The following is an 11253-nucleotide window of genomic DNA, read 5'->3' as shown; positions in this document are numbered from 1 at the left end:
ACGTCCCTCAGGGGTCAGGCCGCCCCCATCCGCATACCTCACACACCACGGGATACAGCCACCCATCCATGCCCATCAGGGACTTCGTGAAGATTCACCCCGACGAGCTGAAGTCAGTATCCCGGCCCACCACCCGGGCGAGCAGATCCCCGCCGCCGGTGATCGAGAACGCCTCCACGATCTCCGGCACGGCGGCCAGCGCGTCCCCCACGTCGTCCAGATGGCCCTGGGTGACCTCGATGTGCACGAACGCCAGGACCGGATGGTCCAGCGCGGCGGGGGAGAGGGCGGGCCCGGTGCCGGTGATCACGCCGTCCCGCTCCATACGGTCCATTCGGGCCTGGAGCGTGCCACGGGCGACGCCGAGGATGCGGGCGTACTCGCGCACGCTGGTGCGCGGCTGCTCCAGGAGCAGCCGCAGGATGCGGGTGTCGAGTTCGTCCACGGCCATGATGGACGACTGTACCAATGGCTCAGGATCCTTACCGCCCCGTATGCCGCGCGACCTGGTCCGTTGGCATTCCGGCCGACACGGCTGCCCGCTCGGTGCTGGACCAATGGCTCAGTAGATCGGACCACACTTGAGCCAGTGACCTCGGTGATGCTCTCATGGACCTGTCGATGGCGCTGCGGATCCCCGCGGCGCCTTTTCCGTGCCGGTGTTCCCTGGGGAGGGCAGCAGTGGTGAAGAGGATGTTCGTGGCTCCGGACCCGGGACGGGCGCGGTTGCGCTTCGCCGCGCGGGCCGTCCTCGGCATCGGCCTCGCGGTCGTCGTCTGCCTCCTCGCCGGGCATTCCCTCCGGGGCGCGGTCACCGGTGGCCTCGCCGCCCTGCTCGCCCTGTTCACCGTCGCCGACCCGACCGTGCGCGGACAGGCGGTCACCACCGCGCTGCTGCCCGCCGTGGGCGTGCCGGTGCTCGCCGTCGCGGCCGAACTGCACGGCGTCCCCGTCGCGCGCGACCTGGCCTTCCTGGGCGTCGTCGGCGCCGGGGTGTACGCGCGCCGCTGGGGACCGCGCGGGCACAGCCTCGGCGTGTTCGCCTTCATGACGTTCTTCGTGGCCCAGTTCCTGCACGCCACCCCTGCGCAGCTGCCCGAGCTGTACGCCGCCGTCCTGCTGTCCGTGCTCAGCGCGGCCGTGGTGCGCTTCGGGGTGTGGTGCTACGAGCGCCGGCTGCCCCCGGCCGCCGTACCCTCCTCCCCCACTCTCGGCTTCGCTCGAGCGGGGGGACCCCCGTCGTCCGCCTGGCGCGATCTGGCCCGGGTGACCACCCGGCAGGCCGTCCAGGCGACCGCGGGCGCGGGCTTCGCACTGGTCGTGGGCCAGCTGGTGTCCGGACAGCGCTGGTACTGGGCCGTCGGCGCCACCTGGTGGATCTTCGTCAACACCGCGTCGCGCGGTGAGACGCTGGTCCGCGGCTTCCGCCGGGTCCTCGGCACGGTCATCGGCATCTGCCTGGGTTTCCTCGTCGCCGTCCCCGTGGACGGCGCGGCCATCCCGACGGCCGTCCTCGTCGCCGTCGCCGTGTTCGGCATCTTCTACACGGCCGCCGTCTCCTACACCTGGATGATGCTCTGGGTGACCCTGCTCGCCGAACTGCTCTACGGCCTTCTCGGCGTCCTCGATCCCGGCCTGCTCGCCCTGCGCCTGGCCGAGACCGGCGTGGGTGCGCTGGGCGCCGCGCTCGCCGTGCTGTTCGTCCTGCCGGTCACCACCCACGCCATCACGGACGCCTGGATCCAGCGTGCGCTGCGCTGTGTCCACGCCTGCACGGCCGAGGCCGCGGCACGTCTCGCCGGCTCGCCGACGGCAGACCCGGCGCCTCGCGTGGCCGAACTGGAGCAGTTGCTCGGCCGGGTCCGGCTGTCGGTGGCCCCGCTGGTGCACCCGCTGAACCCGATGCCGGCCCGCAAGCGGCGCGCCCGCCGGGTCCTCGCGCTCCTCGACGACTGTGCCCGCGAGGTCCGTGGGCTGGTGGCGGTCACCGCCGATCCCGAGGCCTCCCACGACGCACGCCTGGCCGCGGCGTGCTGGCGCGTGGAGGCCGCCGTCGAGGTGCTCACCGCGGGTCGCCCGGAGCCTGTCCACAGCGCCGCGGAGCCGCCCTCCGAACCGGCCCTCGCCCACCTGCACGGCTTGGAACGCGCCCTCGCCGACCTGGCCGAACCCCTGCGCGCATCGTCGGGGTCGCGGTTGGTGGGGGCCTGAGCTCGTCATGGGGGCGCGAGCTCGTCATGGGGAGTCGCGGCCGGTGGAGGCGTGAGCTGGGGGGCGGTTGGACTGCGCGGTGAGCCGGTTGCCCAGGGATCGCAGCTGGTGGGGGCCGGCGAGCCGGTCCTCAGGGGCGCGGCTCGCGGCGGCCCGGGCCGCCACGCGAGGGTGCGGAGTCGGCGCAAGGGTGTGCGCGGAGAAGAACCGCCCTGCATGCCCGCCGTCTTGGTCTAGACCGGCGTGGTCGGCTGCTACCGTCGGCCCGGGACGGGCTCGACCGAGGACCGAGAGGGGACAGCGGTGGCAGAGGACGGCAGGCCCGGCAGGCGCCGGGCGTTCATCGGCTCGTTCACGGCAGCGGGCGGCCCCGGCCTCGTGACCGCCGAGGTCGCGCCCGACGGCGGCGCCCTCATCCTGGGTCCCGCCGTGAACGACCTACCCGACCCGTCCTACCTGGCCCTGTCGCCGGACGGGGAGACGCTCTACGCGGTCAGCGAGACGGCCGAGGGCGCCGTCGCCGCCTACCGCGTCGCCGGCTCCAGGCCCGTACTCGCCGGACCGCCCGTACCGGTCGACGGCTGCGGACCGGCCCACATCGGCCTCTACGCCGGACACGTGCTGACCGCCAACTACGGCTCCGGCAGCGTCACCGCCGTACCCCTGCGCCCGGACGGCACGCTCGCCGCCAAGCCCTCGGGGCGGCTGCAGCACACCGGCTCCGGTCCGCACGACCGGCGCCAGCGCGGTCCGCACGCCCACCAGGTGCAGGCCGACCCGAGCGGCCGGTGGGCCGTCAGCGTCGACCTCGGCACCGACTCGGTACGGGTGTGCACCCTCGCGGACGGCGCCCCCGCCCTGCACCGCGAGTTCGCCCTGCGCCCCGGCTCAGGCCCCCGCCATCTGGCCTTCCACCCGGACGGCGCGTACGCCTACGTCGTCAACGAACTCACCCCCACGGTGACCGTGTGCCGCTGGGACGCCGAGGCCGGCTCCCTCAAGCCGCTGACCGAGGTCCCCGTGCTGCCCGGTGCGCCCGCCGGCGACGCCTATCCGTCCGGCATCGTGGTGGCGCCCGACGGTCGCTTCGTGTGGACCGCGACCCGCGGCGAGGACGTCCTGTCGGTCCTCGCCGTCGAAGGCGGGACACTCCGGCTGACCGGCACGGTGCCGTGCGGCGGGCACTGGCCGCGGGCGCTCGCCGAACACGACGGCTTCCTGTACGCGGCCAACGAGCGCTCCGGCGAGGTGACGTGGTTCGCCGTGGACGAGGCTACGGGGATGCCCCGTTACGACGGTTCGGTGCCCGTTCCCGCGGCCTCCTGCGTCGTCTTCGGCTGAGGCCCCGCCCCCGCCTCGCGCTTCCCGCCTGCCCCACCTGACTCGCGCCTCCAGATTCCCGGCCGAGGCGTCTCCGCCCAACCGCCCGGGACAAGGCGAAGGGCCCGCTCCGGGTGCGGAGGGGGCCCTGTGTCGTATGCGTGCCGTGTGCCGGCGTGTGGTCAGCGGACCGGCATGCCCTGCGGCTGCTGCGGGGAGATGCCCAGCGCCGTCGTGTACTTGGCCAGGGCGAGCTTGCCGATCGCCGGGTACGCGCCGAGCGCCTCGGCCGTGGCGCAGCCCACCTCCTCGGCGGCCGCCGCCAGCAGCGCCGGGTCGATCTCGGGTCCGATCAGATACGGCGCCAGTGCCAGCTGCTGCGAGCCGGAGGAACGCAGCTGCTCGGCGACGGAGGAGATCGAGCCCTCCTGGTCCAGGGCCGCCGCCATCACCGGCACCGCCAGGCGCGCGGCGAGCAGCATGCCGGTGATCCCGGCCGCCTGCACGGCCTCCTCGCCGCCCACGGACGCCAGGATGATGCCGTCCGCGGCGGTGGCCACGGTGAACAGGCGCGCGCGGTCGGCCCGGGCAAGGCCCGCCTCGGACAGCCGCACGTGCAGTGCCTCGGCGAGCAGCGGGTGCGGGCCGAGCACATCGGTCAGCTCGGCGGCGACCCGGCTGTCCATCACGGACTGGCGGATCTGCCGCAGCAGGGCGCTGTCCGGGCCGGCCAGCAGCGGTACGACGACCGCGACCGGACCGTCGGGCTCCTTGAGCCCCTCGAGCCCGGCGGCGACGGCCTGCTCATAACGGGCCGTGCGCTCGTCGGCGGTGTGCATGAGCACGGAACGGAGCGTGGGGAACTCGACGTCGTCCCCGTCCAGGTATCCGATCCGGACGTCCAGGCCGGGCAGCTCGGAGCGGGCGATGCTCACGACCTCCTCGGCGAGGGCGCGCGTGGCGGCGCTGGGCGCACCGGGCACCGCGAGGGCGAGCGCCGGCGCACCCTCGGGAGCGACCAGCGGTTCCGGTCGGCGGTGCCGTCCGGGCTGGCGGGGTCGCGGCATTCGTACTGGCAGGCCGGACTCGGGCCCAGTGGGGGTGCTCATGGCGCCGCATGTTACTGGCTTCGGGGGTTCCTCCGTTCGGGGAGGGTGCAGGTGAGCGGTTTCCGTCCGGTTTTGTCTGATGAGTGACAAGCGGATGACACATGTTCGGAGCACGTGCCGAGAACATAGGCCGACAAAAGGACGGCAGGGGGACGACAAGGAGTGAAAAGGGCTGAAAAAGGGGGCGATCCGCTTGTGCGGGGGACTTCAGTCGGCTTGTACCGAGACCACGTAGAGCATGGCCTTTTCACCCGGCAGGGTGAGCCGGCCGGACGCCATATCGGCCGCGATCCGCACCGCGCCATGGAGCGGATCGCCCTCGGCCGGCACCTGCCGGGCGTACGGCAGCCGACTCGCCAACTCCTCGCGCAGGGGGGTGAGCAGCGGATCGCCCAGACGGAACAGGCCACCGGTGAGCGCTACTTGGGGCGTGCCGTCGGCCGGGCACACGGCCGCCGCGGACTCGGCCATGTGCCGGGCCGCCGCGCGCAGGATGTCCGCGGCGACCGGGTCCTGCGCTGCGCAGGTGGCCACCTGGGGCGCGAAGGAGGCCAGTACGGCGGGTCGGTCGGAGCGGGGGTAGAGCAGGCCCGGCAGGCCGCGCACCGGCCCGAACTGCTTCTCCGCACAGGCCAGCAGTGGTGCGGAGCCGCCGTCCCGGCCGTCGTGGGCGCGCAGCGCGGCCTCGAGGCCGGCCCGCCCGATCCACGCGCCGCTGCCGCAGTCCCCGAGCAGATGGCCCCAACCGTCGGCCCGGCGCCAGGCGGTGAGATCGGTGCCGACCGCGATCAGCCCGGTTCCCGCGGCGAGCACCGCGCCCGGACGCGGCCCGAGAGCGCCGGCGTAGGCGGTGACGGCGTCGGCGGCGAGCGCCACCCGCCGTACGCACAGCTCGCGGCCGAGGGCGCCGGGCAGTTCCGTGCGCAGGGCGTCGCCCAGGCTGGCGAACCCGGCGGCGCCGACGACGGCCGTCTCCAGCCGGCCGATCCCGGCCTCGGTGGCCAGCGCCCGGGCCAGCGGGACGAGCTGGGCCATCAGATGGGCGGGATCGATGCCCCGCGCACCCGTGCGGACCGGTTCCCGCGACTCCCGCTGGGCGGCGGGCGCCCGGCCCGGCACGCCGACGGCGACCCGTAGGCCGGAGCCTCCGGAGTCGACCGCCAGATACCCGGGGACGGTCACGGCAGTCGCCAGTCCACCTGCTGGCCGCCCTGCTGGACCAGCAGGTCGTTGGCCCGGCTGAACGGACGCGAGCCGAAGAACCCGTAGTCGGCCGACTTGGGCGACGGGTGCGGGGACTCCACCGCCGGCAGACTGCCCAGCAGCGGACGCAGATTGCGGGCCTCCCGGCCCCAGAGGATGGAGACCAGCGGCTTGCCGCGGGCCGCGAGGGCCCGTATCGCCTGCTCGGTGACCTCCTCCCAGCCCTTGTCGCGGTGGGCGCCCGGGCGGCGCGGAGCCACGGTCAGCGCCCTGTTGAGCAGCAGCACGCCCTGCTGGGTCCAGGGCGTCAGGTCGCCGTTGGACGGCTGGGGCAGGCCCAGGTCGGCGTTCAGCTCGCGGAAGATGTTGATCAGGCTCGGCGGCAGCGGGCGTACCTCGGGCGCGACCGAGAACGACAGGCCCACCGCGTGTCCCGGGGTGGGATAAGGGTCCTGACCGACGATCAGGACCCGTACCTCGTCGAAGGGCTGCTGGAAGGCCCGCAGGACGTTCGGTCCGGCCGGGAGGTAGGTGCGTCCCGCGGCGATCTCCGCGCGCAGGAAGTCGCCCATTCCGGCGATCCGTCCGGCGACGGGTTCCAGGGCCTTCGCCCAGCCCGGTTCGACGATTTCATGCAAGGGTCGTGGTGCCACGGGCGTCACCCTACTGCCGCGGACATGCGGGTGATCAACCGATGGCCAAGCCCGAAAGCCCGACCGAGCGCCCGTGCGGCCCGCCCGCGCGTCTCAGCCGATCACCGCCGCCCGCACGCACAGCACGTCCGGCAGATGCGCCGCCAGCTGCTGCCAGCTGTCGCCGTCGTCGGCCGAGGCGAACACCTCGCCGTTGCGGTTGCCGAAATAGACCCCCGCCGGTTCGGCGTCGTCGGTGCACAGGGCGTCCCGCAGCACCGTGCCGTAGTGGTCCTCCTCCGGCAGGCCCTTGGACAGCGGCTCCCAGGTCCGGCCCGCGTCCGAGGTGCGGAAGACCCGGCAGCGGTGCTCGGCGGGCACCCGGTCCGCGTCGGCGTTGATCGGGAAGACGTAGGCCGTGTCGGCCCGGTGCGGATGCGTGGCCACCGCGAAGCCGAACGTGGACGGCAGATCCGCGCCGATGTCGGTCCAGTGCCCGCCCGCGTCGTCGCTCCGGTACACCCCCCAGTGGTTCTGCAGATACAGCCGGTCCGGGTCGCCCGCGTCCTTGGCGATCTTGTGCACGCACTGGCCGAACTCCGGGTTCGGATCCGGCAGGAACACCGCCGACACACCCGAGTTGGACGGCGCCCAGCTCGCGCCGGCGTCGGTGGAGCGGAACACCCCGGCCGTCGAGACGGCCACGGTCACCGCGCGGGGGTCGCGGGCGTCGGTGACGACGGTGTGCAGTCCCTCACCGCCGCCGCCCGGCACCCATTGCGAGCGCGTCGGGTGCTCCCACAGCGGCCGGACCAGCGCGAAGCTCTCGCCGCGGTCCTCCGAGCGGTACAGCGCCGCCGGTTCCGTGCCCGCGTAGACCACGCCGGGCTCGGCGGCGGCCGGGTGCAGTTGCCAGACGCGCTCCAGGGAAGCGCCGGTGTCTTTGGGGAACTTGACGGCCGGCTGCGGCGGTTCGGTCCAGGTGCGGCCGAGGTCGTCGGAGTGGAAGACCGACGGACCCCAGTGCGCGCTGTCGCCGCCCGCCAGCAGCCGCGGGCGGTCCCCCCGGGTGTCGATCGCGACCGAGTAGACCGCCTGCGCGTTGAAATACGGACTGTCGTCGAACTCCCAGGCGCCACCGCCCCTTCGGCGCCCGATGAACAGACCTTTGCGGGTGCCCACCGCCAGCAGTACCTCAGTCATGCCGATCACCTCCGGGACGCCGTCGTCCAGGTAGTAGTGAGTCAGGTAGTCGTCAGTTATCGGCCAGTGTGCACCCCGCCACTGACACTCTCCCTCGGGGAGTGCATTCCGGCAGGTCACAGCGGTGTCGTCGGCCCGTGACGAAGATCGGCCGGGGTCCGTTGCGGCATGCGCCTGCGCGAACGGGGTGTCTCGTGCGACCGTCGGGGAGACGGCTCGTCGTGAGCAACGGAGCGGTCTCCCGCGTATGGGAGGGCGGTCCGGCCGGTCGGTGCGCTCGTGAGGAGGATGCCTTTGAAGGCGTTCCGTGGTCCGAAGGTGTGGCTGTGGCGCTGGCGGCGCAACCCGCTCAAACGCCGGGCCGACATGGTGGAGGCCTGGGTGGTGCTCGGCGCCTGGCTGCTGACCGTCCTGGCGGGGGTCGCGGCCGGACTCGTGGGAGCCCGGTCGGTGGAACACGGACTCGCCGGGGAGCGGGCGGCCTGGCGCCCCGTCGTGGCCCGCGTCGTGGCTCGGGCCCCGGGAAGCTCGCCCGCGCACGGCCACAGCTCCTCCGGTGATCAGGTCTGGGCGAAGGTGCGCTGGACGGTGGCCGACGGCTCCGCCCGCACCGGCCAGGTCCGGGTCGAGCCCGGCAGCAGGGCCGGCGCGCCGGTCACCGTCTGGACCGACCCGCAGGGCCATCTCGTCAGCCGTCCCACCTCCGCCGCGGAGGCCGCCTTCCGCGGCACTCTGATCGGCTGCCTGGTGGGTGTGAGCACCGCGGCCGTCCCCTTCGTCGGCGGCCTCGCCCTGCGCGCCCGTCTGGAACGCCGCCGCATGGACGCCTGGGACACGGAATGGGCACGCCTCGGACCACAGTGGGGACGCATGGTCTGATCAAGGTCGCCAGCCCGCTTTCCTGCACGGCCGGGCATCCGGCCGCTTTCCTGCACGGCGCCCGGGATCCGGCCCGCTTTCCTGCACGGCCGGATCACGGCCCGTCTTCCTGTGCGCCGGGGATCAGGACCGCAGCGCCGCCGACATCGAGCCGACCGGGCCGAGCCGCGTGGCGCACCGGGTCGAGCCGCGCGTGGCGCACCCGGTCGAGCCGTGCGTGGCGCCCGGCGATGTGTCCCGCGCGTCGACCGGAGGGGGCGAGCGGCGACCGGCCGGCCCTCCGGCGCGCGGGGCGGGCAGTCCGGCCCGGGTGAGAAGGGGCCGGCAGCGGATCCACGCAGTGGGCTGACCCCCTCGCCCTCGGAGGCCTCGGCCGCCCGGTCGCGCCCTTTCCTCGCGGCCGCCGGGGATGCCGAGCAGCCGCAAGGCCGGGATTCGCGTCGTCGACGCCACGCCCACGGCCATCACGGCTGAGTGGGCGCCCGGATCGCCGAAGGGAACGGCCCGACGCCGTTCGACGACGCCGATCCCGCCGGCCTCGGCTTCGATCCGGTCGGGAAGGCCGCCCGCGTCGCCTGCCCGGGGCCGGCGGCTGAGTGCCGGGGCAAACCGGCCTGGAATCCGCAACCGCTGGAGCGTCGCCGTCTTCGAGGCCACTGCCGCGTCCGTGAACTCATCGGCTCGGGCGGGTGCCTGCCGTGATCGCCCTACATCGCGGCCAGCGCATCCCGGCACGCTCTCAGGAGCGCCTCGTCCTCGGCTACGGCCTGGCCGCCGTGGCCTCCCGGGTGAACCGGTAGGCGGCGCGGAGCGGCCAGTTCCGCCGTCACCAGGTGCCGTAGCGGGGCGGCGGCCGGGCCCATGGTGGTGAGGCACCGGGCGATCGGAGCGCGGGTGTGCGGGTCGTCCGCCCAGGACGCCCGGAGCACGGGCAGGACCGCCTCGGGATCCGCGTCGACGCGCCACAGTGCGCAGGCGGCCGGCACCCGCTCCCGCGCCGGCCACGAGCAGGCCATCCGGCGCAGCGCGGGCAGCGCGGAGCGCGCGGCCGGTCCCAGTCTGCCGAGCTGCCCGGCGGCCCGGCACCGGCGCTCCGGATCGGCCTGGGTCAACTCCCGCAACAGCGTGGGGAGTACGGCGGAGGCGTCCTGGTGCGCCGCCCAGAGGGCGCCGGCCGCGGCGGCGGCGTGCCGGGTGTGCAGCAGTGCGCGCAGGACGGGTACCGCCTGCGCGGTGGCGCCGAGCGCCTCCAGCGTCTCGACGGCCCGGCCCGCGATCGCGTCCCGTGCTCCCAAGCCGTCGGGAGCCCCCGACAGCAGCCGCAGCACCTCCGGCACCGCGTCCTCGTCTCCGACCGCGCCGATCGCCGCCAGCAGCGGGGCGGCGAGCCGGGGGGCGGAGGGCGAGGCCGTCGGGATCCGGCCGAGCCGGTGCCGCACCGCGGGGGCGAGGGGGGCAGCGGCGGCGCCCAGGCGGGCCAGTGCGAACCCCAGGTCCACCGGCGCGGCCGGGCCGGCCAGCAGCTGGGCCAGGGCCGGGACCGCGCGCGGATCGCCGCTCCCGGCCAGCGCCTTGAGCGGCCCGCCCAGCGTGGGGGAGCCGCGCTCGAAGCGGTGCGTCCACAGGTCGGGCCGGGCACACACCAGCGCGTGCAGCTCGTCCGCGGCCGGCACGGCGAGCGGGCCCAGCTCCGACAGGACTGCGACCGCCGCGTCCCGTAAACGGTCCTGTTCCGTGGGCAGTTGGGCGCCGAGCAGCCGGACCGTACCGCTGTGGTCGCCGCGCCAGCCGCGCAGCAGGGCCGCCGCCATCCACACGGCGTTGCACCGGTCCACCGGGTCCGGGCTGGTCAACTGCCCGCCCAGGAGCGCTGTCCGGTCGTCCACCCGGTCGCCGAGTCCGGTGTGCAGGGTGCGCAGCAGACGGGAACCCTCCTCGTCGGACGGGCGCAGGCGCCGTAAGCGTCCGACGAGCGTGTCGGCGGAGGGCTCGGGGATCCGGGCACGGTGTGCGGAGCGCTCCCGGAGCAACCGGACCGCCGTCGGCACGACATCGGCGGGCAGCCGGCCGGGCGCGACGAGCGCGAGCTGGCCGAGCGCGGCGAGCCGCAGCCCCGGGGTGAACGGCGGCGCTCCCTGCTCCGCCAGGAGGTCCACCGCGGCGTCGGCGTGCGCGGGGTACCGGCGGACGAACAGGCCGAGCGCCTCGGTGAGGGCGAGCAGAACGCGGTCGTCGCGCTCGGCCCGCAGCCGCTGCCGCAACAGGTCCAGGACCCGGCTGGGTGCGGTCAGGAAGTGCACGAGGGCCCCGGCGGCGGCCCGGCGCACCGCCGGATCCGGGTCCTGGGCGAGCGGGACGAAGACCTCGGCGCCCGCGCACACCGCCTCCCGTGCGCGCGGGTCCCCGTCCGCGCTCTCCGCGCCGATGCCGAGCAGCAGTTCCACGACGCCGGACCGGTCCGGCAACTCCTCGCGGGCCACGAGCGAGAGCAGGAAGGGGACGCAGGCCAGTGTCGAGTCGTACACACACCCCTGGTGGTGCAGCGCGCGGTACATCCCGTCGAGCGCGGTCGCCCGCTCGGCGGTGTCCGTGGACGCCAGCGCCCGTAACCATCCGGGCACGTCCTCCGCCGTGCCGTACGCGTGCCGCAGCGAGGCCCAGTCGACCTCGTCGATCCCCGTGACCACGTTGTCCTC

The 11253-nt window shown here is 74.6% G+C and carries 9 protein-coding genes and 1 pseudogene; 4 read left to right on the top strand and 6 right to left on the bottom strand.

The window, feature by feature from the left end; translation table 11 throughout:
- Nucleotides 1-118: 118 nt before the first annotated feature.
- Nucleotides 119-451: pseudogene (locus tag ACZ7GZ_RS33725) on the bottom strand (Lrp/AsnC family transcriptional regulator); the annotation flags it as partial.
- A gap of 230 nt (nt 452-681) precedes the next feature.
- Between ACZ7GZ_RS33725 and ACZ7GZ_RS33720 the strand changes: the two are divergent.
- On the top strand, nt 682-2211 hold the full coding sequence (locus ACZ7GZ_RS33720; protein WP_471030119.1) for an FUSC family protein: 1530 nt from the start codon (nt 682-684) through the stop codon (nt 2209-2211).
- Nucleotides 2212-2514: 303 nt separating this feature from the next.
- Nucleotides 2515-3552, top strand: a complete 1038-nt coding sequence (locus ACZ7GZ_RS33715) for a lactonase family protein (RefSeq protein WP_471030117.1) — start codon at nt 2515-2517, stop codon at nt 3550-3552.
- Nucleotides 3553-3713: 161 nt separating this feature from the next.
- Here the strand turns inward: ACZ7GZ_RS33715 and ACZ7GZ_RS33710 are convergent, their stop codons facing one another.
- The 4 genes from ACZ7GZ_RS33710 to ACZ7GZ_RS33695 form a co-directional block, all read right to left on the bottom strand.
- The gene (locus tag ACZ7GZ_RS33710; protein ID WP_471030115.1) at nt 3714-4640 is read right to left on the bottom strand and encodes a sirohydrochlorin chelatase; all 927 of its coding nucleotides are present in this window, start codon (nt 4638-4640) and stop codon (nt 3714-3716) included.
- A gap of 207 nt (nt 4641-4847) precedes the next feature.
- Nucleotides 4848-5822, bottom strand: a complete 975-nt coding sequence (locus ACZ7GZ_RS33705) for an N-acetylglucosamine kinase (protein ID WP_471030114.1) — start codon at nt 5820-5822, stop codon at nt 4848-4850.
- On the bottom strand, nt 5819-6496 hold the full coding sequence (locus ACZ7GZ_RS33700; RefSeq protein ID WP_471030112.1) for a uracil-DNA glycosylase: 678 nt from the start codon (nt 6494-6496) through the stop codon (nt 5819-5821). The genes ACZ7GZ_RS33705 and ACZ7GZ_RS33700 overlap by 4 nt, the downstream gene beginning before the upstream one ends.
- A gap of 93 nt (nt 6497-6589) precedes the next feature.
- Nucleotides 6590-7678 (bottom strand): WD40/YVTN/BNR-like repeat-containing protein, encoded by a 1089-nt coding sequence (locus ACZ7GZ_RS33695; RefSeq protein ID WP_471030110.1) that lies wholly within the window; start codon nt 7676-7678, stop codon nt 6590-6592.
- Nucleotides 7679-7966: 288 nt separating this feature from the next.
- Between ACZ7GZ_RS33695 and ACZ7GZ_RS33690 the strand changes: the two genes are divergently transcribed.
- Together ACZ7GZ_RS33690 and ACZ7GZ_RS33685 are read left to right on the top strand one after the other, a co-directional pair.
- Nucleotides 7967-8557 (top strand): Rv1733c family protein, encoded by a 591-nt coding sequence (locus ACZ7GZ_RS33690; RefSeq protein WP_471030109.1) that lies wholly within the window; start codon nt 7967-7969, stop codon nt 8555-8557.
- A gap of 474 nt (nt 8558-9031) precedes the next feature.
- Nucleotides 9032-9259, top strand: coding sequence for a hypothetical protein (locus tag ACZ7GZ_RS33685; protein ID WP_471030107.1), 228 nt, complete (start codon nt 9032-9034; stop codon nt 9257-9259).
- Nucleotides 9260-9264: 5 nt separating this feature from the next.
- Here ACZ7GZ_RS33685 and ACZ7GZ_RS33680 read toward each other — a convergent pair whose 3' ends face one another.
- The gene (locus ACZ7GZ_RS33680) at nt 9265-11244 is read right to left on the bottom strand and encodes a HEAT repeat domain-containing protein (RefSeq protein ID WP_471030105.1); all 1980 of its coding nucleotides are present in this window, start codon (nt 11242-11244) and stop codon (nt 9265-9267) included.
- Between the last annotated feature and the right edge of the window lie 9 nt (nt 11245-11253).

This window comes from Streptomyces sp. NPDC037288 (assembly GCF_055603265.1).
This window is presented reverse-complemented; position numbering and strand designations above follow the sequence as displayed.

Bases quoted from the DNA above. Each gene is read 5' to 3' on its own strand.
- ACZ7GZ_RS33710 (WP_471030115.1), bottom strand. From the start codon at position 4,640: ATGAGCACCCCCACTGGGCCCGAGTCCGGCCTGCCAGTACGAATGCCG.
- ACZ7GZ_RS33695 (WP_471030110.1), bottom strand. From the start codon at position 7,678: ATGACTGAGGTACTGCTGGCGGTGGGCACCCGCAAAGGTCTGTTCATC.
- ACZ7GZ_RS33690 (WP_471030109.1), top strand. From the start codon at position 7,967: ATGCCTTTGAAGGCGTTCCGTGGTCCGAAGGTGTGGCTGTGGCGCTGG.